The sequence below is a fragment of the Amycolatopsis sp. N2S4-7 genome (assembly GCF_058119595.1).
In genome coordinates, this window is sequence record NZ_CP172299.1 from 1,376,566 (window position 1) to 1,398,034 (window position 21,469).

21 protein-coding genes are annotated in these 21,469 nt (G+C 73.9%); 6 read left to right on the forward strand and 15 right to left on the reverse strand.

What is annotated here, in order from left to right:
• The first annotated feature begins 18 nt into the window (after positions 1–18).
• From ACH54P_RS06305 to ACH54P_RS06325, 5 genes are read left to right on the forward strand one after another with little or no spacing between them, the layout of a single operon-like run.
• On the forward strand, positions 19–1,557 hold the full coding sequence (locus ACH54P_RS06305; protein WP_489911373.1) for an ABC transporter substrate-binding protein: 1,539 nt from the start codon (positions 19–21) through the stop codon (positions 1,555–1,557).
• A 1-nt stretch (position 1,558) separates the two neighbouring features.
• Positions 1,559–2,914, forward strand: a complete 1,356-nt coding sequence (locus tag ACH54P_RS06310; RefSeq protein WP_489911374.1) for a GH1 family beta-glucosidase — start codon at positions 1,559–1,561, stop codon at positions 2,912–2,914.
• Positions 2,902–3,843 (forward strand): ABC transporter permease, encoded by a 942-nt coding sequence (locus ACH54P_RS06315; protein WP_489911375.1) that lies wholly within the window; start codon positions 2,902–2,904, stop codon positions 3,841–3,843. Before ACH54P_RS06310 ends, ACH54P_RS06315 begins: the two co-directional genes overlap by 13 nt.
• Entirely contained in the window at positions 3,840–5,753 is a 1,914-nt protein-coding gene (locus tag ACH54P_RS06320; protein ID WP_489911376.1) for a dipeptide/oligopeptide/nickel ABC transporter permease/ATP-binding protein, read from the forward strand. The genes ACH54P_RS06315 and ACH54P_RS06320 overlap by 4 nt, the downstream gene beginning before the upstream one ends.
• Positions 5,740–6,432: an ABC transporter ATP-binding protein gene (locus tag ACH54P_RS06325; RefSeq protein WP_489911377.1), complete on the forward strand. Its 693-nt coding sequence runs from the start codon at positions 5,740–5,742 to the stop codon at positions 6,430–6,432. Before ACH54P_RS06320 ends, ACH54P_RS06325 begins: the two co-directional genes overlap by 14 nt.
• A gap of 273 nt (positions 6,433–6,705) precedes the next feature.
• On the opposite strand, the gene ACH54P_RS06330 is transcribed toward ACH54P_RS06325, so the two are convergent.
• The 12 genes from ACH54P_RS06330 to ACH54P_RS06385 all read right to left on the reverse strand — a co-directional run bounded on the left by ACH54P_RS06330 (position 6,706) and on the right by ACH54P_RS06385 (position 18,337).
• Entirely contained in the window at positions 6,706–7,986 is a 1,281-nt protein-coding gene (locus tag ACH54P_RS06330) for a glycosyltransferase (RefSeq protein WP_489911378.1), read from the reverse strand.
• Between the two features lie 12 nt (positions 7,987–7,998).
• Complete coding sequence (locus tag ACH54P_RS06335; protein ID WP_489911379.1) at positions 7,999–8,757, reverse strand: phthiocerol/phthiodiolone dimycocerosyl transferase family protein; 759 nt, start codon at positions 8,755–8,757, stop codon at positions 7,999–8,001.
• Positions 8,754–9,194, reverse strand: a complete 441-nt coding sequence (locus tag ACH54P_RS06340) for a hypothetical protein (RefSeq protein WP_489911380.1) — start codon at positions 9,192–9,194, stop codon at positions 8,754–8,756. Before ACH54P_RS06340 ends, ACH54P_RS06335 begins: the two co-directional genes overlap by 4 nt.
• Positions 9,185–11,170, reverse strand: coding sequence for a CocE/NonD family hydrolase (locus ACH54P_RS06345; RefSeq protein ID WP_489911381.1), 1,986 nt, complete (start codon positions 11,168–11,170; stop codon positions 9,185–9,187). Before ACH54P_RS06345 ends, ACH54P_RS06340 begins: the two co-directional genes overlap by 10 nt.
• Complete coding sequence (locus ACH54P_RS06350) at positions 11,167–12,177, reverse strand: 3-oxoacyl-ACP synthase III family protein (protein ID WP_489911382.1); 1,011 nt, start codon at positions 12,175–12,177, stop codon at positions 11,167–11,169. The genes ACH54P_RS06345 and ACH54P_RS06350 overlap by 4 nt, the downstream gene beginning before the upstream one ends.
• 10 nt (positions 12,178–12,187) lie before the next feature.
• Positions 12,188–12,406, reverse strand: a complete 219-nt coding sequence (locus ACH54P_RS06355) for a DUF5988 family protein (protein ID WP_489911383.1) — start codon at positions 12,404–12,406, stop codon at positions 12,188–12,190.
• A 19-nt stretch (positions 12,407–12,425) separates the two neighbouring features.
• Entirely contained in the window at positions 12,426–13,205 is a 780-nt protein-coding gene (locus ACH54P_RS06360) for an ABC transporter permease (protein ID WP_489911384.1), read from the reverse strand.
• Positions 13,202–14,317, reverse strand: a complete 1,116-nt coding sequence (locus ACH54P_RS06365; protein WP_489916333.1) for an ATP-binding cassette domain-containing protein — start codon at positions 14,315–14,317, stop codon at positions 13,202–13,204. Before ACH54P_RS06365 ends, ACH54P_RS06360 begins: the two co-directional genes overlap by 4 nt.
• Before the next feature lie 79 nt (positions 14,318–14,396).
• Entirely contained in the window at positions 14,397–15,302 is a 906-nt protein-coding gene (locus ACH54P_RS06370; protein ID WP_489911385.1) for an AraC family transcriptional regulator, read from the reverse strand.
• 265 nt (positions 15,303–15,567) lie between these two features.
• On the reverse strand, positions 15,568–16,191 hold the full coding sequence (locus tag ACH54P_RS06375) for a response regulator transcription factor (RefSeq protein ID WP_489911386.1): 624 nt from the start codon (positions 16,189–16,191) through the stop codon (positions 15,568–15,570).
• A gap of 207 nt (positions 16,192–16,398) precedes the next feature.
• Positions 16,399–17,550, reverse strand: coding sequence for an MFS transporter (locus ACH54P_RS06380; protein ID WP_489911387.1), 1,152 nt, complete (start codon positions 17,548–17,550; stop codon positions 16,399–16,401).
• 253 nt (positions 17,551–17,803) lie between these two features.
• Entirely contained in the window at positions 17,804–18,337 is a 534-nt protein-coding gene (locus ACH54P_RS06385) for a Chromate resistance protein ChrB (protein WP_489911388.1), read from the reverse strand.
• 55 nt (positions 18,338–18,392) lie between these two features.
• Here ACH54P_RS06385 and ACH54P_RS06390 point away from each other — a divergent pair, with 55 nt between their 5' ends.
• A complete protein-coding gene (locus ACH54P_RS06390) occupies positions 18,393–19,235 on the forward strand; it encodes an SAM-dependent methyltransferase (RefSeq protein ID WP_489911389.1) in 843 nt (280 codons plus the stop codon).
• Between the two features lie 17 nt (positions 19,236–19,252).
• Here ACH54P_RS06390 and ACH54P_RS06395 read toward each other — a convergent pair whose 3' ends face one another.
• The 3 genes from ACH54P_RS06395 to ACH54P_RS06405 form a co-directional block, all read right to left on the reverse strand.
• A complete protein-coding gene (locus tag ACH54P_RS06395) occupies positions 19,253–19,621 on the reverse strand; it encodes a ClpX C4-type zinc finger protein (RefSeq protein ID WP_489911390.1) in 369 nt (122 codons plus the stop codon).
• Positions 19,622–19,656: 35 nt separating this feature from the next.
• Positions 19,657–20,049, reverse strand: a complete 393-nt coding sequence (locus ACH54P_RS06400) for a hypothetical protein (protein ID WP_489911391.1) — start codon at positions 20,047–20,049, stop codon at positions 19,657–19,659.
• Between the two features lie 91 nt (positions 20,050–20,140).
• On the reverse strand, positions 20,141–21,382 hold the full coding sequence (locus ACH54P_RS06405; protein ID WP_489911392.1) for a GDSL-type esterase/lipase family protein: 1,242 nt from the start codon (positions 21,380–21,382) through the stop codon (positions 20,141–20,143).
• Positions 21,383–21,469 lie beyond the last annotated feature (87 nt).

A 21,469-nucleotide genomic window follows, 5' to 3' on the forward strand; every position in this document is an offset into this window, starting at 1 on the left:
CGACCGAAAGGTGCCTCCATGGCGTCCCCCGCCGTCCTGTCCCGCCGCGACTTCACCGTCGGCGGCCTGCTGCTCGCCGCCGGGCTCGCCGCCGGTGCCTGCGGCGGGCCGTCGGGCACGTCGACCGACCGCACCCTGCGCATCGGCCAGTACTGGCCCCCGACCAGCCTCGACCCGGCGAAGGCGGGCGGGGAGTCCCAGCTGTTCCTGCAGCCCGCCTACGACCCGCTGATCTACCGGGCCGCCGACGGCAGTTACCAGCCGCGGCTCGCGACGGCGTGGCGCTACCTCGGCACCGGCAACACCGCGTTCGAGCTCACGCTGCGCGACGGCGTGACCTTCAGCGACGGCAGCCCGCTGACCGCCGGCGGGCTCAAGGCGAGCATCGAGCACTTCCGCCGGGCGGCCGGCCAGGCGGCGGCGTTCCTCGCCCCGATCGCCACGATGACCCCGCAGGGACGGCTCGTCCTGCGCCTGACGCTGAACCAGCCGCACCCGCTGCTGCCGTCGCTGTTCACCCAGGACTTCCTCGCCGGCGACGTGATCAGCCCGGCCGGCGTCGCCGCACCGGCGGACCTGGCGACGCGCACCTCCGGCGCCGGGCCGTACGTGCTGCTGCCCGGTGAAACCGTCGCCAACGACCACTACACCTACGGGCCCAACCCGAAGTACTGGAACGCCGCGGGCCGGTTCTACGACAGGATCACCGTCAAGGTGCTGCCCAACGAGAACACCGCGCTCGCCGCGCTCAAGACCGCCCAGGTCGACGTCGTCGAAGGCAGCTACGCCATCGCCGGCGGCGCGAAGGCCGCCGGGTTCAAGGTGGCGTCGAGCCCGGCGATCGTGATGGGCCTGCAGCTCAACGACCGGGCCGGCACCCTGTGCCCGCCGCTGGCCGACGTGCGGGTGCGCCAGGCGCTCAACTACGCGGTCGACCGGGTGAAGATCACCTCGGCGCTGCTCGGCGAGTACGGCGTCCCGGTCGACCAGCCGTCGGCGCCCGGGGAGGCCGGCTACAGCGAACAGCCCTTCTACACCCACGATCCCGCCAAGGCCCGGCAGCTGCTGGCCGAAGCCGGGCAGGGAACGGGGTTCGACCTGCCGGTGGTGATCCCGTCGACCCCGGCGTTCCCCGGCGACCTGGCCCAGGCCGTCGCGTCGGACCTGCGGCAGGTCGGCGTCACGCTGCGGATCACGGCGAAGGAGCCGGCGTCCGCCAACACCGCGCTCACCCGGTTCCCCGCGTCGAGCATGGGCTGGGGCGTGCTGCCCGCGTACTTCATGGGCCGCGGGCTCTGGCTGCGCGACGCCATCGGGATGAACCCGTTCCGCAGCAGCGATCCCGTGCTGGAGAGCCTCGACCAGCGGGCCGCGGCCGCCGACGAACGCGCCCGGCCCGCCCTCGACCGGCAGATCGTCCGGCGCGTGGTCGAGCTGGGCTGGTTCCTGCCGGTGTGCCTGAGCCCCGGCCTGCTGTTCTACCGCGACACCGTCGGCGTCGACCCGGTGCCCGGCAAGCCGTTCCCCAGCGTCGCCGCCTGGCACCCGGCCGGCTGACATGAGCGAACCGGAACTGGCGTTCCCGCCGGGGTTCTCCTGGGGCGTCGCCACGGCCGCCTACCAGATCGAAGGCGCGTGGGACGCGGACGGGAAGGGACCGTCCAACTGGGACACGCGCGCCCACCGGCCGGGCGGCCTGGCCGGCGGCGCCACCGGCGACGTCGCCTGCGACCACTACCACCGGCTGGCCGAGGACCTCGACCTGCTGGCCGGCCTCGGCGTCGGCAGCTACCGGTTCTCCGTGTCGTGGCCGCGGGTCCAGCCCGCCGGGCACGGCCGCTGGAACGGCCGCGGGCTGGCCTTCTACGACCGGCTCGTCGACGGGCTGCTGGCGCGGGGCATCGAACCGATGCTGACGGTGTACCACTGGGACCACCCGCAGCCGATCGAGGACGCCGGCGGCTGGGCCGGCCGCGACACCGCGGCCCGGTTCGCCGACTACGCCGAAGGGCTCGGGGCCCGCTTCGGCGACCGCGTCACGCGCTGGATCACGCTCAACGAGCCGCTTTCGGTGATGCACGCCGAGATGACCGGGCCGCCGCGGGAGCCCGTGCGCCGCCACGGGCTGCGGGTGGCCCACCACCTGCTGCTGGGGCACGGCCTCGCCGTCCCGCGGCTGCGGGCCCAGGCGCGCGGCGGGGAGATCGGGATCAGCCTGAACCTCGCCGGGACGACGCCCGCGAGCGAGCGGCCGGAAGACGTCGGCGCGGCCGCCCTGGCCGAGGCGTACGAGGACCGGCTGTTCCTGGAACCGTTGCTGCGCGGCGATTTCCCCCACGTCGACGGCCGGCCGGTGGTCGAGGCGAGCGACGCCGACCGCGCGGTCATCGCGGCTCCCCTCGACTTCCTCGGGGTCAACTGGTACGCCCCGGCGCGGATCGCCGCGTCGGCGTCCGGCGTGTTCGGCTACGCCCGGGTCCCGTTCCCCGGCGCGAGCACCAACCTGCTCGGCTGGCCGGTGGCGCCGGAGGAGTTCGGCGGGCTGCTGGCCTGGCTGCGCGCGCACTACCCGGACCTGCCGCCGGTCCACGTCACCGAAAACGGCTACCCCGGGCTGGACGAGCCGGACGTCACCGGCTCGGTCCAGGACCTGCGGCGCATCGCCTACCTGCGGGCCTGCCTGCGCCAGGTGCGTGCCGCGCTCGAGGCGGGTTCGGACATCCGGGGTTACCACGTCTGGTCGCTGCTGGACAACCTCGAATGGGACCACGGCTACCGCCCGCGCTTCGGGCTGGTGCACGTCGACTTCGCGACGCTCGCCCGCACGCCCAAGGCGTCCTACCGGTGGTACCGGCAGCTCGTCTCCGCACAGCAGCGGCGTCAGCGGAAGGGCGGGTCCGCATGCTCCGGTTGATCGCGCACCGCCTGATCGTCTCGGTGGCCCTCGTCTTCGTCGTGTCCCTGGCCGCGTTCCTGCTGCAGTCCGCCGCGCCGGGCGACCTCGCCCGCGCCATCCTCGGGCAGAACTTCAGCGTCCCGGCCTACGAACAGCTGCGCCGCCAGCTCGGCCTCGACCAGCCGGTGCTGACGCAGTACGGGCACTGGCTGCGGGACGCGCTGCGCGGCAACCTCGGCTCGTCCCCGATCAGCGGGCTTTCGGTGGGGGACGAAATCGTCAACCGGCTGCCCGTCACGCTGTCGCTGATCGGCTGCGCCACGGCGGTGACCGCGTTCGTCGGCGTCGCGCTCGGCGTCGTCAGCGCCGTCCACGGTGGCCGGATCGGCCGCGTCGTCGACGTGCTCTCGCTGATCGGCTACGCGCTGCCGAGCTTCTGGTTCGCGCTGACGATGGTGACGCTGTTCGCGGTCACCGTCCAGCTCCTGCCCGCCACCGGGTACGTCGCCCTCGGCGCCTCCCCCGCCGGCTGGGCCCTCAGCCTGGTGCTGCCGGTCGCGACCCTGGCCCTGCCGGGCATCGCCGTGTTCGCCAAGCAGACCCGCGACGCGATGCTGGACGCGCTCTCCCGCGGCTACGTGACGGCGTTGCGCGCCAACGGCGTCCCCGAAACGTCGGTGGTGCTGCGCCACGCGCTGCGCAACGCCGCGATCCCGGTCGTGACCCTGGTGGGGCTGACGTTCATCGGGCTGCTGAGCGGCACGGTGTTCGTGGAGTCGGTCTTCGCCATGCCGGGCCTGGGCAGCCTCGCGGTCCAGGCGACGTCGCTGCACGACATCCGGATGATCCAGGGCGTGGTGGTGGTGTTCACGGTGATCGTCGTCGTGGTCAACCTGGTCGTCGACCTGGCCTACGGCCTGCTCAACCCGAAGGCGCGGGTCCGGTGACCGCCGGCGTGGAGGAGTTCGTCGCCCGGGGCGTCCGGCCCGGACGGCGGTGGCGGGCCGCGCTCCGGCGCCCGCTCGCGTGGGTGCCGCTGGGGTACCTCGCGCTGCTCGTCGCCGGTTCGGTGCTGGCACCGGTCCTCGCGCCGGCCGGCCCGGTGGCGACCGACCTGGACCACGTGCTCGCCGGCCCCGGCCCGGCGCACCCGCTCGGCACGGACACGCTCGGCCGGGACGTGCTGACCCGGCTCATGTACGGCGGGCAGATCAGCCTGCTGCACGCCGCGATCGTCGTCGTCACCGTGATCGGGGTCGGCGTCACGAGCGGGATCGCCGCGGGGTACCTGAACGGCTGGTTCGACCGGGCGTTCACGTGGGTGGTGGACGTGCTGCTCGCCATCCCGGTGCTGATGACGCTGCTGGTGGTGCTGGCCGTCGTGGGCGAGCACCAGACCGTCGTGATGGTCGCGCTCGGCGTGCTCGTCTCGCCCGGGCTCGCGCGGGTGGTCCGCGGCGCCACGTTGGCGGTGCGCAAGGAGCTCTACGTCGCCGCCGCGCGGGTGTGCGGCCTGCCCCACCACCGGATCGTGACGGCGCACGTGCTGCCGCGGATCGCCGGCCCGGTCATCGTCCAGGTCTCGCTGCTCGCCGGCGGGGCGCTGCTCATCGACGCCGGCCTGAGCTACCTCGGGTTCGGCGCGCAGCCGCCGGACCCCACCTGGGGCGACATGATCGCGCAGGCGGCGTCGGTGATCGACCGGCAGCCGTGGCTGCTGGTGCCGCCGGGGGTCGTGCTCGGCCTGGCGATCCTGGCGTTCGGCCTGCTCGGCGACGTCGTCCGGGACGCGACCGCGCACGCTGAGCCCTTCCGCGATCGCCTGCACCGCGCGCACCGGGCGCCCGCGCCGACCTTGACCCCGCGCGCGGAGCCGTCGGAGGCCCTGCTTTCGCTGCGGGACGTCGAGGTGACGCTGTCCGGCGGCCGGGTCGTGGTCGAGGACCTCGACCTGGACATCGGCCGCGGCGAAACCGTCGCGCTGGCCGGCGAATCCGGCTGCGGCAAATCGATCACCGGCCGCGCGGTCATGGACCTGCTCCCGGCGGGCGGGGCGGTCACCGCCGGGAGCCTCCTCTTCGACGGCGCCGACCTCGCCCTGGCCGGGCCGCGGGCGATGCGCCGCCTGCGTGGCTCGCGGATCGGGTTGATCTCGCAGGACGCCGTGGGCGCGCTCGATCCGGTGTTCACCGTGGCGCACCAGCTGGGCGAGCTCGTGCGGCTGCGCCACGGCGGGTCGCGGGCGTCGGTGCGGGAGCGCGTCCTCGGCCTGCTGCACGACGTGAACCTGCCGGACGTCGTGGCCCGCCGCTACCCGCACGAGCTGTCCGGCGGTATGGCCCAGCGCGTCGCGATCGCGATGGCGCTGGCCGGGGAACCGAGCCTGCTCATCGCCGACGAGCCGACCACGGCGCTGGACGTCACCGTGCAGGCGGAAGTGCTCGGCCTGCTCGGGCGGCTGCAGGCGACGCGCGGGATGGCGATCCTGCTCATCACCCACGACTGGTCGGTGGTCTCTTCGTTCTGCCGCCGGGCTTACGTGATGTACGCCGGGCACATCGTGGAGTCCGGCCCGGTCGGCGAGCTGCTGACGCGGCCACGGCACCCGTACACCGAAGGGCTGCTCGGCGCGATGCCCGGCCGCGCCCGGCCGGGCACCCGGCTGGCGGCCATCCCGGGCACGGTCCCGGACCCCGCGCACCGGCCACCGGGCTGCCACTTCGCGCCGCGCTGCACCCTCGCTACGGCCGAATGCACTGCGGCGCCCATCCCGGTGGCGGAGCCCGGCGCCGGACACCGCACCCGCTGCCTCCACCACGCCAAGCTGTCCCCCGGGGGCGAACGTGCCACTGCTTGAACTCCACGACCTGCGCGTCGCCTACCGGCCGGGCCACCCCGTGGTGGACGGGGTGGACCTCGGGCTGCGGGCCGGGGAGACGCTCGGGCTGCTCGGCGAGTCCGGTTCCGGGAAGTCGACGATCGGGCACACGATCGTCGGCCTGGTGCGGCCCACCGGCGGGCGGATGCTCTTCCGCGGCGAGGACATCACGCACGCGACCGCCCGGCGGCGGCGCAAGCTGAGCACGCACCTGCAGATCGTGTTCCAGGACCCGCACGGGTCGCTGAACCCGTCCCGCACCGTCGGCAGCACCCTGGCCGAGCCGCTGCGGGTCGTGCACCGGCTGCCGCGCCGGGCGGCCGAGGCGCGGGTCGCCGACGTGCTCGAGCGGGTCGGGATGTCCCCCGCCGCCGGCGGCCGGCACCCCGGCGCGTTCTCCGGCGGGCAGCTGCAGCGCATCGCCATCGCCCGCGCGCTGGTGCTCGAACCCGACCTGGTCGTCTGCGACGAGCCGACCAGCGCCCTCGACCTGTCGGTGCAGGCTCAGATCCTCAACCTGCTCCTGGATCTGCAGCAGCAGCTCGGGTTGAGCTACCTGTTCATCTCCCACGACGTCGACGTCGTGCGGTTCTTCTGCCACCGGGCGGTGGTCCTGCGCGACGGCCGGATCGCCGAGCAGGACCCGGTGCCTGGGTGAGGGCGTCCAGGGACGCTGGTCAGCCGGGTGACCGGCGGCTTGCCGCCGGTTGAGCTGCGGGGCCGATGATGATCGTAGAAGTGCGGCCAGCCTGGGAACGCGGCCCGCCGCGGGGTTTCCGACGAGTAGAAGCGAGCGTATGCCCGGCCTTCGCCAGGGTGCGGTAGAAGCGAGCGTATGCCCGACACTCACGCCGAGGTCGGCGAACCAGGCCACCGCCCGGCGCAGCACCGCGGTGGCGGTACCGGCGGTCTCGGACAATCTCCCCGGACGTCACACCTGGGTGAGGGCTTCCAGCACCTTCACCGCGTGGCCGGTCCCGTCCTCCGCCCGGACCAGCTCACCCAGCTCGCGCGCCCGGGCCGGCGCGGTCCCGGCCACCGCGTCGCCGATCGCCTGAGCCAGGCCACGAGCCGTCAGCTCCCGCAACGGCTGCGGCCGCGGGGCGACACCCAGTGCCGAGAGCCGCCGCCCGAAGTAGGGCTGGTCGAACATGAACGGGCAGACCACCTGCGGGCGCCCGGCCGCCAGCGCCGCGGCCGTCGTGCCCGCCCCGCCGTGGTGCACGACCGCCGCCGTGCGCGGGAACAGCCAGGCGTGGGGTGCTTCCGTCAGGCAGAACGCGTCGCGGCCCAGACCGTCCGGCCGGATCCCGCCGCGGCCCAATGCCACCACCGCCCGGACCCCGGCCGCGCGCAGGGCGGCCGCGACGATCCGCCCGGTCCGGGCCGGGTCGCTGCCGACCATGCTGCCGAAACCCAGGTACACCGGCGGTTCGCCGGCCGCGAGGAACGCGGCCAGGTCGGCCGGCGGCGTCCACGGCACCCGGGACGGCAGGAAGAAGAACCCGGGCGTGTGCACGAAGTCCGGGTACCGCGCCCGCGGCGGCAGCACGTGCCGGCTGAACGCCTGCAGCACCGGCGCCCGGGTGCCGTCGGGCCGCCGGAGCGGGTCGTGGGCGAAGCGGCGGCGGGGCAGGCCGAGCCCGTCGCGCCGGAACCGTCCCGGGCTCCCGGTGAGGGCCCGCACGAACGTCCTCGTCGTCACGTACGAAGCCCGGTTGAGCACCGCGGGCACCGCGTACGGGAACAGCGGGTCGGGATGCGACGGCGTCGGCACCCAGAACGGCTGCAGGCACACCGGCACCGCCGGGACGCCCAGCAGTTCGGCGATCGCGTGCCCGGGCACGTTGACCTGGTGCACCACGACGTCGACGTCGTCGTCCTCGGCGAGCACCCGGCCCAGCGCCGCGAGGTCGCCGAAGACCCGCCGCATCGCGAGGCGGTTGCGGCGCAGCAGCCGCAGCCCGAGCCGTTTCCCGCGCAGGCCGCGGAAGTTGCGTTCGACCGCCTCCCACGCCGCCCGGTCGTCGACCAGCTTGTTCGTCCCGTCGTCGAGCGGGATCACCCGCGTGCAGTACGGATCCGCCACCGCGGCCGACGACGCGGGTGCGGCCAGCACCACCTCGTGCCCGGCGCCGGTCAGCGCCGCCGCCAGTGCGGCGAACGGCTGGACGTCGCCGCGGCTGCCGTGGGTCAGCAACAGAGCCTTCACAGACCGCCCTCCCTAGGCCGACGCGCCGACGATGAGCAGCTGCTCGTGCAGCTCCCGGACGAGCCGGTCGACGTCGCCGCGGGTGAAGAACCGGTCGGTGAAGATGTGCAGCACCGTCAGCCGGTCCCGGTAGGTGGAGACGTAGTAGCCGGGGAAGAACGTGTCGCCGACGGTGTTCAGGATGTGCAGCTCGCTGAACACGAGCCCGGCCGGAGCCGGGAACTCGTCGACGACACCGAGGTTGCTGATCAGCGCGTAGGAGAGGTTGCGCCCGAGGGTGTCCTCCATCGGCGCGTGCTCACGGACCCCTTCCGGGCCGGACAGGACTTCGTCCATCCGCGCCTTGACCTCCCGGCCGATGAGGACCGGGCTCAGCCGCGGGGACACGCCCGTTTCGGCGACGTAGGACATCATGAAGTTGGTCGTCTCGAGTTCGCCGACGGGCGGGTCGACGCGGCGCCGGAAGTCGACCGGCGAGACGCAGTACATCGGGACGGGTTCGCGCCCGCCGGCCAGGACGCGCTGGGCGAGCAGGATCGCGCCGGCGACCAGGCCGTGCACCGTGGTCTCGTAGCGCCGCGCCGCGCGCTTGAGCCACTGCGTCTCCTCGACACCCAGCCGCAGGTAGCCGCTGAGCAGGCCCGCGGTCCCGGCCGCCGGCTCGGGCGGGGTCGCGGAGTGGAACAGCCTGCGGTCGTACGGGATCAGGCCGAGCCGCTCGTGGAAGAGCGCGGCGGGCGGCGCGGGCAACGCCGTCCCCGGCTCGCTCACCGGCTCCTCCCCCGACGCGACCGCCGTGAACAGCCGCAGCAGCTCGCGGAACGTGCCGAGCCACGCGTTGGCGTCGGTGATCGAGTGGTCCGTGCGCAGGGCGACGTACCCGTGCCCCTCCCCCGGACGAGCACGAGGTCGGCGACCCCGGCGGTGGCGTCCCACGGCAGTCCGGCGACCTTCGTCAGGATGTCCGGCTCCTCGTCCAGGACGATCAGGTCCGGTTCGTGCTCGGGCGAGACGGCCAGCACGGCCTCCGGCGCGGTCCCGCGAACCCGGGCCCGCAGCACCGGGTGCACCACGCACAGGTGCCGGAAGGCGCGGGCCAGCGCGTCGGCGTCGAGGTCGCCGTCGTACTCCGCGGCCATGATCACGACCCGGTCGAGGTGGGCCAGCTCCAGGTAGTTCAGGGGACGTTCGAGCATCGTCAGGTCCATTTCCACTCCCGGGTGAAGAACTGGGTGCCGTTGACGAGCACCTCGGCCGTGACGGCCGCGTCGTCGGCGCCCATGTCGATGCCGGCCCGGACGACGATCCGGTCGCCGTCCGGGGTCTCCGCGGTCTTCTCCCCGGTCGCCGTCATGCGCGCGGCGGCCGGGTGGTGCTCGGGCACGCCGAGGTCGACCTGCGTGGTCATGGCGAGGAAGTCGCGGTCCTCGCCCGGGATCCGGATCCGGTCGCGCTTCTCCACCGTCAGCCGGACGGCCGAGCGGAGGTGGTCGCGGGCGATCTCCCAGCGGTCGCCGCCCCGGCCGGCCGGGCTCCGCCGGTCCGGCACCGGGACCACCACGTCGGTGAGCGCCTCCGGGGCGGCGGCCGGCAGGCTGAGGGTCGTGGCCTGGTGGCCTTCGTACTCTTCGGCGGCGAGGCCGACGTAGTCGCCGGGACCGCGGATCACGCGGACGCCGAGCAGACCCGGTTCGGCCGCGGGCCACAGCCGCGGGATGTCCGCCTCGGCCAGGACCAGCCGCACGCGGTGCCCGGCCGCGACCTGATAGCACGTCGGGTCGAGCTCGACCTGGACAACGCCGTCGCGCCGGGCCAGGTCCACCGTGCCCGCCGAGACGAGCAGCGACCGGTCCTGCTCGTCGACGTCGGTCACCTTGAGCACGCACCGGGTCGCGGTGGTCCCGGGACCCAGCAGCAGCCGCACGGCCGGGCGCCCGGCGATCAGCAGCGGCTCCGGCAGCGGCGCGCTGGTGAACGCGAGCGTCCGGGCGTCGTCGTCGTGCTGGTCGAGGGGGTAGCCGAACCGGTCGGTCGGGTGCTTCGTGAGGCCGCTCAACGCCCCCACGGTCGGGTCGCCCCGGCCGGTGACCGTGGCGACCGCCGACGGACGGCCGCCCGGCGCGGACCGGTAGAGGTGCCCCGAGCGGGACGCGACGAAGACGTGGTCGGCCTGCTTGTCCGGCGGCCACTGCTCCGCCCGCACCCAGCGGGCGCCCGCGCCCTGCACGAAGAAGGTCGCGGTCCGCTCGCGGGACCCGGCCCGCGGCGCCCGGCCGTGCAGCCAGCGGTCCCACCACGCGCAGGCGAGCACCGCCGACGGGAACGGCCCGACCGGCGCGACGTCCGGGAACGTGTGCAGCCACGGCCCGGCGATCAGCTGCTTCGGCGCCCGGATCTGCTGGTAGGCGGCGATCATCCCGTCGCAGAACAGGTCGCGCCAGCCCGCGACGCACAACGACGGCACGGTGATCCGCCGCGGGTCGATCCGGCGCTGCGCCCACACCGCGTGGCCCGGCGGGTGCTCCCAGGCGTCGGCGAACCACGGCTCGAACTTCTCCAGCCGTTCCTTCCACAGGCTTTCGTAGTTGTCCCGGTCCTCGCCACGCAGCGGGGGCAGCAGCGCGCAGAAGATGTTGTACAGGCTCAGGTGCCCGAACATCCCGATCCCGCCGCGCTGGCCGGCCGGGTGCACGAGGTCGCGTTCGACGTCGGTCCAGCCCATCACCGGGAAGATCGCCTTCAGCGCCGGCGGCCGCTCGGCCGCGACCGCCAGCGTCGTCAGGCCGCCGTGGGACAGGCCCCACATACCGACCCGCCCGGTGCACCACGGCTGCGCGGCGGCCCACTCGACCACCGACACGCCGTCGGCGACCTCGCCCGGGCTCAGCAGCGGCCGCGGCGTCCCCTCCGACGTCCCGATGCCGAAGCAGTCCACGTACAGCACGGCGTAGCCGCGTTCCGCGAAGTACCGCAGGTACCGGCTCGCCGAGATGCCGCCGAGGCCGTCCTTCCGTCCGGTGTGGAGGGTCACCAGCGCCGGCACGCGGTGCGCCGTCTTCGGCAGGTAGAGGTCCGCGCCGAGGGTCAGGCCCGGCTCGCTCGACGGGATGCGGACGTCGCCGTGGAACCCGACCTCGTACCGGGGCGGGCGCGACGGCGGTACCCGCACCGGGGGCCGGATCACCGGACCTCCCCGGGCGTGCGCGGGCGCGTCCAGCGCAGCGTGGCCCCGCCCCAGCTCATACCGCCGCCGAACGCCACGAGCAGGACGACGTCGTCGTCGAACAGCCGGCCCGAGCGGACGGCGTCGTCGAGGGTGATCGGGACCGAAGCCGCGCCCGTGTTGCCGTACCGCTCGACGGTCAGGTGCATCTGCCCGGGCCGCAGGTCCAGCGTCTTCGCCAGGTCCTGCAGCATCCGGCCGTTCGCCTGGTGCGGCACGATCAGGTCGATGTCCGCCACGTCCAGCTCCGCCGACTTCGCGACGTCGACGACGAGGTCCGGCAGCACCCGGGACGCGAGGTCCCGGACCTGCCTGCCGCGCATGGCGAAGTAGTGCTCGCCCGCGGCGAGGGTGGCCGCGCTCGCCGGCCGGCGGCTCCCGCCACCGGGCACGGTGACGAAGTCGGCGGTCGTGCCGTCGGACCCCAGCGCGCTCGACAGCAGGCCGCGGCCGTTGCCGCGCTTGCCGAGCACGACGGCGCCGGCACCGTCGCCGAACAGCACGCAGGTGCGCCGGTCCTCGTAGTTCAGGATGCGCGAGTAGGTGTCCGCGCCGATCACGAGGGCGTTGCGGGGCAACGGATCCGCTTCAAGCAGCGCGTGCGCGGTGACCAGCGCGTAGACGAAGCCGCTGCAGACGGAGTCGACGTCGAAGGCGGCGGCGCGCATCGCGCCGAGGTTCGCCTGCACGGCGCAGGCCGTGGCCGGGATGGGCTGGTCGGGCGTCGAGGTGGCGACGATCAGCAGGTCGATGTCGGTCGCGGCCAGGTTCGCCGCGCGCAGGGCGTGTTCGGCGGCCCGGGTGGCCAGGTCGGACGTCGCGTCGTCGGGCGCCGCGACCCGGCGTTCGGCGATGCCCGTCTTGTCGAAGATCCACTGCGCGCCGAGGCCGAGCCGGCGGCCGAGCTCGGTACTGGTGAGGACGGTCTCCGGCAGGTAGGAGCCGGTCCCGAGGATGGCGGTGTTCATGGGCGCCTCTCTATTCCGCGAACTTCGTCCGGTCGCACCAGACGAAGACGGCGCCGTCTTCCGGTACTCCGTGGGCACTGCTCTCGAAGACGAAGTGCTCGTAACCCGCCCGGTACGGGATCTTCAGCCGGGAGTGGGACAGTTCCGCGAAGCGGACGAGCACGGTTGCGGGCATTCCGTCGGGTGCTCCCTTCAAGGTCACTTTCACGGTCGGCTCGGCAGAGCCCATGGCCTGATTCACCTCTCTGTCATCCGACGCGCCGGTGGTAGGCGCGGATCGCCAGGGGGAAGAACACTCCGAGCACGCCGGCCGACCAGGCCAGCGCCCCGGCGAGCGGGCCCGCGACCGGCCCGCCGCCGAGCAGGCCGCGCACGACGTCGGCGAGCAGGCTCACCGGGTTGACGCCGGACCAGGCGCGCAGCCAGCCGGGCATGGTCGCGGCCGGCACGAAGACGTTGCTCGCGAACACGAGCGGCATGAACAGGGCGACGGCGCTGCCCTGCACCGCGTCCCGGTCGCGCAGCACCATGCCGAGGAACACGGTGACCCAGCAGAAGCACAGGCCGGCGGTCACCAGGACCGCCGTCGCGGCCAGCACCTCCAGCGGGCCGGTGCGGACGCGGAAGCCGAGGACGGCGCCCGCCGCCAGCAGCACCACGACCGCGACCAGGTAGCGGACCGCGCCGGCGAGCACCACCCCGGTCAGCGGCGCCGACCGCGCGATCGGCATGCTCCGGAACCGGTCGAACACGCCACTGCCCGCGTCGCTGTTCAGGCCGACCCCGGCGGACAGGGTGGCCATCAGCACGCTCGGCACCATCAGCCCCGGCACCAGGTCCTGGAGGTAGGCACCGGGGCTGCCGGCGATGGCGCCGCCGAACAGGAACCCGAACATGACCAGGAACAGCAGGGGCTGCACGGTGACGTCGACCAGGTGCTCGGGGTTGCGGCGGATCTTGAGCACACCCCGGCCGGCCAGGATCAGCCCGTGCCGCACCGCGTCCGCGGGAGAAACCCGGCCGCTCATCCGGCGCTGCCTTCCCGCCGCGCCGGACCGTCCGGTCCGGCGGTTTTCCCGGTCAGCGCGAGGAAGACCTCGTCCAGGCTCGGCAGCCGCAGGCCCAGTTCGGCCACGGCCAGCCCGGCCTGGTCGAGCTTCCGGACCAAAGTGGACAGCACCATCGGGTCGGCGGCCGGCGCGGTGAGCAGCCCGGAGCCGAAGTCGCGGGCCGGCGTGGTGCCGGTCAGCTTGCCCAGCACCCGGGCGGTGGCGTCCATGTCCTGCGCCAGCGCGGGCCGCACCTGGACCGTGCGGCCGCCGACCCGGCGCTTGAGCTCGTCGGGCGTGCCGTCGGCGACGACCCGGCCGGCGTCGAACACCGTGACGCGGTCCGCGAGCCGGTCGGCCTCCTCCAGGTACTGGGTGGTGAGCAGCACGGTGACGCCTTCGGCCACCAGTTCCCGGACCACCTGCCACAGCTCGCGCCGGACGTACGGGTCGAGGCCCGTCGTCGGCTCGTCGAGGCAGAGCACCCGCGGCCGGCCGATCAGGCTGGCCGCGAGGTCCAGCCGTCGCCGCATGCCGCCGGAGTACGTCGACGCGGGCCGGGCCGCGGCCTCCCCGAGCTCGAAGCGCTCGAGCAGGTCCGCCGCCCGGTCCCGCGCCGCGGGGCGGGACAGTCCCAGCAGGCGGCCGAGCAGCACCAGGTTCTCCGTGCCCGTCAGGTCCCCGTCGACGGACGCGTACTGGCCGGTGAGCCCGAGCAGAGCGCGAACCCGCGCCGGTTCCCGCTCGACGTCGAGCCCGCCGACCCGGACCAGGCCGCGGTCCGGCCGCAGGAGCGTGGCCAGTACCCGCACCACGGTCGTCTTCCCGGCGCCGTTCGGCCCGAGCACGCCGACCACCGTGCCCGCCGGAACGGCGAAACTGACCCCGTCGAGCGCGGTCGTCCGCCCGAACCGTTTGACCAGGTTCTCCACCCGGATCATCGGTGGCACATTCCCTCCTTCACGCGTCCTCGTTTCCGGCTGGAAATCCGGGATCACCCGTCCGTCCGGCCCGTGGTCGATGATTCCCCGGCGGGGTCGACCGGCGACATCCGAAAACCGAACAATTCCTCCCGATCCGCCGCCGGGCATTTCGGACGCGCACGAAAATCGGGTGCCGTCCACAGGGGACGGCACCCGATCGGAAAGGGCCCTTGTTTCCTCGCCGGCGTCAGCGCCGGAGCGTTTCCGACGGCCGTTCCCCGAACCGCTGGTGGTACCGGGCGGCGAAATGCCCCGCGTGCTGGAAACCCCATTCCGCGGCCACCGCCGTCACCGTGACCGCGTCGGACTGGGCCGCCCGCAGCTGGTCGCGCACCCCGCGCAGGCGGATCTCCCGCAGGTACTCCATCGGGCCCATCTTGAGGTGCTTGCGGAACCCCAGCTGCAGCGACCGTTCGGTGACGTCGGCCTCCCGGGCCAGGCTCGCGGTCGTGTGCCGCCACTTCGGGTGGTTGTCGATCCACTCCAGCGCGATGCTCACCGCGCGGGTCGGCGCGGCCGGTACCTCCCCGGCGAGCATCCGCGTGTAGTTGCTGGGGTGGCCCATCAGCAGCGCGGTGACCAGCGTCCGCTCGAACATCTCCGCGACCGCGCGCTGCTCGATCAGCGAGCCGGGGCGGTCCAGCTCGGTCACCAGCATCCGCAGGCCCCGCAGCCAGCTCCGGCCGTTGCCCGAGTCCACGGCCATCGCGGGCGCGAACCGCAGCGGCTTGCGCAGGGGCGCACCGAGCAGGTCGCTCAGCCGGGCCTCCAGCGCGGTCCGCTCCAGCCGCACGACCAGCTGGGCGCAGTCGCCCGGCCAGCGCAGCACCACCGGGTCCGCGGGCGAGAGCACCGCGGCGGTTCCGGTGGTCAGCCGCACGCGGTCGGTTCCGCAGAGCGCCTCGGCCTCACCGGCGAGCGGGACGAACACGGTGAAGAACGTTTCGGACGGCCCCGACGCGAAACGCACGGCTCCGCCGTAGCGGAGAACGCTCATCGACAGGTCGCGCAACCGCACGTGGTGCATTCGCGCGTCGAGCCGCGGATCACCCCCGAGCACCCGCAGGGTGTGCGGCGCCAAAACGCGGCTCACCTCTTCGCGCACATGATTCGGGTCACAAGAACGGAAGAGCTGGTAACGCGCGAGCGGCAACCCCGACGCGGAGCCGTCTTCCCTGGACAACACCGACCTCCGTCCACTATTCAGCCATTTTTCCGGGCCGGAAGGCGCAGCGCCGCGTCTTCCGCTCACGAAACCACGGCCGGCGCCCGAATTCGGGACGCGCCGGCCGCCGATCATCATCGTATGAGGACCGCCGCCGCGACCGCATCGGTCGAAAGAACGAATATCGACAGTTTCACACGACGCCGAGGTCGCGGGCGAAGGCCGCCAGCTGGGTCCGGCTGCGCAGGTCGAGGCGGGCGAGCATCCGGGACACGTGGGTCTTGACCGTCGACTGGCTCAGCCCCAGTTCCGTCGCGACCTCGAGGTTCGAGCAGCCCCGCGCGACGAGCCGGAGCACGCTCAGTTCCCGGTCGGTCAACGGGATCCTCGGCCGGTCCGGCGTCCGGAAGGCGTCGAGCAGTTCCCCGGCCGCCGGCGGCGCGATCCAGCCCTCCCCGGCGGCGATCGCGCGCACGACCGCGCCCCACGGGCAGCCCGGGCGGTCGACGACGTAACCGCGGACCCCGGCTCTCGCGGCCGGGACGACGTCACCGGGGTGGTACGCCTCGGCCAGCAGCACGACGGCCGGCGGGCGGCCGCCGCGCGCGATGTCCCCGGCGACGGTGCCGCCTTCGGCGTTCAGCACGGCCCGGTCGAGCACGACCACCGACGGCGTGAAGTCCTCGAGCTCGGTCACCAGGTCGCTCCAGGTCTCCGGCGCCCGGTGCCGCACCTCGACGTCCGCCTCCTCGGCGAGCTGCCGCCCGATCCGGCGGGAACGGCGTGGACAGGACAGGATCAGGAGGACGCGGATCACGGTCGTGGCGACCCGCTCTCGCTGCCGTTGCAGTGGTACGGACCAATGGCCCTGAACAAACCGCGTCACCTCCGGGGTCGGGGTCGCGCCGGCCGACGCCGGCGGAAAGTAGCGCGGCGGCGACGCTGCGCACCAGCGGCACACCGTGGATCTTCGTCCCATTCGCGCACATCACCGGTTCGCCGCAGCGCGCGTGCGCCGTCCGGTTCACCCGGGGGCGGCAGAAGGAGGCACGCGGGTCCGCACGACCACGGCGGCCATCAGGACGAGCAGGGCGGCGAGTCCCGCCAGCCCCGGCCCCAGTGCGCTCGCCGCCGCGACGGCGCCGACGAGCACCGGCCCGCCCGCGTCCCCGAGCTCGCGGCCGACCTCGGCCGAGCCCATCGTCTGGCCGAGCCGTTCCGCGGGCGCCGTCGCCGCGAGGTGGGCGAACCCGAGCGGGGTGACCAGCCCCGCACCGACGCCGATCGCGCCCGCGGCGGCGAAGAGCCCGGCGACGCCCGGGACCACCGCGGCCAGCACCAGGCCCGCCGCGGCGAGCACCAGGCCGGTGGCCATCCCGGCGCCGTCGGGGACGCGGCCCGCGTCGCGAGCGCGTCCCGCCGGCGGCTGGACCAGCGCGGCACACGCGGCCAGCACCGAGACCGCCGCACCGGTCACCGCCGGGCCGAAGCCGTGCCCGGCCACCGGGAGGAAGCCGACCCCGACGGCGAGGGCGGCCGTAGCGCCGGCGAGCGCCAGGGTGGGCCGGGCGAAACTCCCGGCGGTGAGGCGGCGCACCAGGTCCGCGACGGTCTGCCGGCTCCGCGGCAACGGCACCACCGCCGGCACGACCAGGGCGGCCCACGCCGCGACGGCCAGCGCGAGCCCCGCCAGGACGGCGAAGAGCAGCGGATAGCCGCCGACGGTGATCAGGACGCCGCCGAGGACGGGGCCGAGGGTGTGGCCGAGACCTTTCCAGGCGCCGTAGCCGCCGAAGGCCCGCCCACGCCGGGATTCCGGCGAGAGCCGGGCGACGAGCGCCCCGGCGGCCGGGGAGAACGCCGCCGCGGCGGCGCCCTGGGCGAGCCGGGCCACACCGACCAGCGCCGGATTACCGGCGACGACGAAGGCACCGGAAGCGACGGCGAAGGCGACCAGGCCGCCGAGCAGCACCGGCCGCGCGCCGATTCGGTCGGCCAGGGCGCCGAACACGGGTTTCAGGACGACTTCGGTGCCGTCGTACAGGGCGAGGAGGATGCCGAGGGCCAGCAAGGAATGACCGGCATAACCGCCGAGGCTGGCGGCGATGCTGTGGGCTCCGAAGGCGGTGACGAAGCCCGCCCCGTAGAGCGGAACCAGTGCGGTTGGGCGCTTCATGACTGATGTGGGGCGCGGACGGCCCGCGCGGAGGGCCGCGGGGCGCGGTGTTCGAGCCGCCGCGGGGACGAAACCGCCGCCATCACCCCGCTGGCCGCGAAAACCCGCCCGGAGCAGTCGGCGGGCGAGGCAGCGCAGTGCTCGAACCGCCGCCCGGCAGCAACGGCCGCCCGCTCGGGGTAACCGGCGAGCTGTGCGGGCACGGCCGCCGCCAACGCCGTTCCCTCCGCCCGCACCAACTCCGGCACCCCCCTCACAACTGGTGCAAGGCCTCGAAGACCCGCTCCGTGTAATCGGCCAACCGGGCAGCGCAGTCCTCGAGCCGGCGGTCGGCCTCGGCTGCTGCCGGCGCTGTGAACACGTCGCGGATCTTGATGTCCCGGTGCCAGCGGCGCAGGCGCTCCAGGCTTTGCTCCTCCTCTTCCAGCTCGGCCGTCGTGAACTTGGCCGTGCGGATCTCCTTGGCGATCTCCGCCTCGAACTTGCCGCAGTCGGCGAGGAACTCCGCCCACTCTTCCGCTCGCTCCGCGGTGAACAGCTCCGCCAGCCGCGCGGAGTCCTGCTCGGCGCGGCCCGTCGCGTCGAGGGTGAGCACCTCTCCGCCGCCGCGCTGGGCCAGGTCCAGGACGCGGGCGACGCCGTCGGCGAAGGCCGGGACGTCCGGTACCACCCAGGCGCCCTGGCCGAGCGAGACCGCGCCCGTCCGGCGCAGCTCGCGCCACACCGCGACCCGGTGCCGCGACGGGGACGCCGGGACGCGGACCACCAGCACCAGCCATCGCGTCACACTTCCGAATGTAGCAGCAGTTACATCCGCCGGACCCGCTAAGGTGGGTCGCGTCGTGGCGATCGACGAGGGGACGAGCGTGAGCGAACAGGACGAGGCCGACTGGATCCCGCCCGGTGCCGACCTTTCCCGGCCCAGCGCGGCCCGCATCTACGACTACCTGCTCGGCGGGGCGCACAACCTCGCCACCGACCGGGCCGTCGCGCAGCGGCTCGAAGCCATCCAGCCGCAGGTCGCCTCCGTCGCCCGGCGCAACCGCGCCTTCCTGCGGCGCGTCGTGCGGTTCATGCTCGACCAGGGCGTCCGGCAGTTCCTGGACCTCGGCTCCGGCATCCCGACCGTCGGCAACGTCCACGAAGTCGCCCAGGACGTCGACCCGGCCTCGCGCGTGGTCTACGTCGACTACGAACCCGTCGCCGTGGCGCACAGCCTGATGCTACTCAAGGGCAACCCGAACGCGTCGGCGCTCGAGGCCGACGCCACCGACCCGGCCGCGGTGCTGGGCTCCGAGCCGGTCAAGCGGCTGCTCGACCTGACCGAGCCGGTGGGACTGCTGGCGATCACGCTCGGGCACTACCTGCCGCCCGAACCGGACCCCCGCGGGGTGTTCGCCGCCTACCGCGACGCGCTCGCGCCCGGCAGCTACCTCGCGCTCACCCACCTGACGAACGACTTCGCGGTGTTGCGCGACCCCCGCGTCGCCGAGACCATGCGCTCGACGCAGGACCACATCTACCCGCGCTCACGCGACGAGGTGCTGGCCCTCTTCGACGGCTTCGAGCTCGTCGAGCCCGGGCTGACCACGTCGGCGAACTGGCGGCCCGACCGGGTGACCGCCGTCGTCGACCCGGAAGAAGACGGCCTCTACGCCGGGGTCGGGGTGAAGCCGGTGTCCTGAGTGGACACCCGGGCGCGTCACTCCTCGCCGGAGAACCGCCCCCACGCCGACTGCCGGGTCATGCCGAGCGCCTGGCCGATCTGCGACCACGTGCCGCCCAGCGCCCGCGCCTTGCCGACCCACGCGGCCAGGTTCTGCTGCACCTGCGCGCTCGCGGCCGCGACCGGGGCCAGGTTCGCGAGCACCTGCTCGAGCGGAATGTCGTGTTCCCAGGGCGCGATGAGCGGCGCCGACGCCGGTTTCCCCTCGATCGCGGTCACGCACAGCTGCACGCACCCGTCGCAGATGAAGACCCCCGGACCTGCGATGAGCGTCTCCACGTCGATGTTCGGCCGCGCGCAGAACGAGCAGTGCGCGATCACGGCGGTGTCCTGACCAGTTGCCATCACAGCCTCCCTTGTCAGGACAGACCTTACAAGCGTCAGGACGTTCCTGACAACTGGCAATCCACGCCCAGGAAGGCGGACGTCCAGCCGGCGAGCTCGGTCAGCCGCGCCGTCAGGTCCTCGATCTCGGCCCAGCGGCGGTGTTCCCGTTCCAGGTCCGGCACCAGGAAGTCCTCGACGAGCAGCAGGAGCGTGGCGATCTCGTAGGCGACGTCGGCGAGCTGGAGGAAGGGCCGGTACTCGGCTTCGGTGCCCGTCCCGTGCCGCGCGGCCCAGTCGCGGGCGCCGTGCCCGGCGGTCCGGCAGACGGCCACGACGGTCCGCCGGATCTCGCCGCGCCGGGAGCCCGGCTGCCCTTCGCTCAGCGGGGCGACTTTCCACGCCACCGACAGCAGGCAGCACCCGGCGTCGTCCATCGAGTTGTTCATCACCCGACGTACTCTGGGGACCCGCGGGCACAATCCCGCCGTTCCGACTCGCCGGGTCACGCCATCGTGTGAAGAACCCGCCCCGATCGGGTCACTTGCGGGCGGACCCGGCCAGCATCGGCAGGGAGACGAAGTCGGCGAGCGCCTGCTGGCCGGCCGCGTTGGCGTGGATGCCGTCGCCGTTGTCGTAGGCCGGGAGGATGCTGTTCGGCTTCAGCGGGTCCTTGAGCACCTCGTCGAAGTCGACCACGCCGGAACACGTGCCACCGCAGTCGTTCCACTTCTGGACGAACAACGCGATCTCGTGCCGGGCCAGGTTGGCCTGGTCGCCGTACCCGGGCCGCGGCGTGCTCGGCGTGACGTAGACGGCGATCCCGGCCGCGCGCAACCGCTGGAACACCGATCGGTAGCTGTCCAGGATCGTCGCGCCGTCGCAGCCGTAGGCGAGGTCGTTGGTCCCGTAGTAGTAGATCACCGCGGTGACGCCGTGCAGCGCCAGGACGTCGCGGTCGAGGCGGCTCGAAGCGTCCAGCCCCGCCACCGACGGCGGCATGCCCGGGCACGAGCGCGCGCTCGTCGTGCCCGAGACACCGGCGTTGGCCACGGCCAGCTGGGCCCGGGCCGGCGACTCCGCGACGATCCGCCGGGCCAGGTCGTCGGTCCAGCGCCGGTCGGCGCCGAGCTGCGTGCACCCGGGACCGCAGTTGGTGCTGCCGATGCCGTCGACGACCGAGCTGCCGAACGGGACGACCGTGCCCTTCAGCGCGGTGTTGTGGACGTCGACGGCGCTGACGACGTACGTGGAACCGACCTTCCGCGTGTAGGCGGCCGCCCCGGGGTCGGCGGTGTGGTCGCCCGCGCCCGGTTCGGTGAGGTAGTTGTCCCGCAGCGCCGCGCCGTGGCGCCCGGGCACGGCGGTGCCCTCGACGGACAGGCTCACCGCGAGGTTCGCGTCCGGGCGCGTCACGAGCCGGGTTTCGTCGCTCCAGGCTTCGCCGCCGGCCGGGATCGTGACGGCGGAGCGGCCGGCGAAGGTCAGGTCCCGGACCCCCGAGACCTCCGCGGTGCCCGCGCTGAGCCCGGCGGTGGCGTGCCCGATGGTCAGCGGCCCGGTGCCGAAGGTGTTCTGCAGCCGGACGCGCACGGCGTCACCGCCCTGGCTGAGGTGGGTGATCATCCGCAGCGACTGGCCGGTCACCGGCGCGTCGGCCCGGCCGTCCTGCGACTGCGCCCAGGAGGTGAACCAGGCGTGCCCGGCCCCGGCGGCCCCCGGCGCGGACGCGACGACGGTCGCGGCCACGAAACCGGCGGCGAGAAGGGCGATCCTGCGCACGGCGCCTCCTTCGTCCACGGAATCCGCAGAGTCCACAGAGGACAGTCCGCGGCGACGGCCCCCGGCTGATCGTAAGCAGGCGATCAC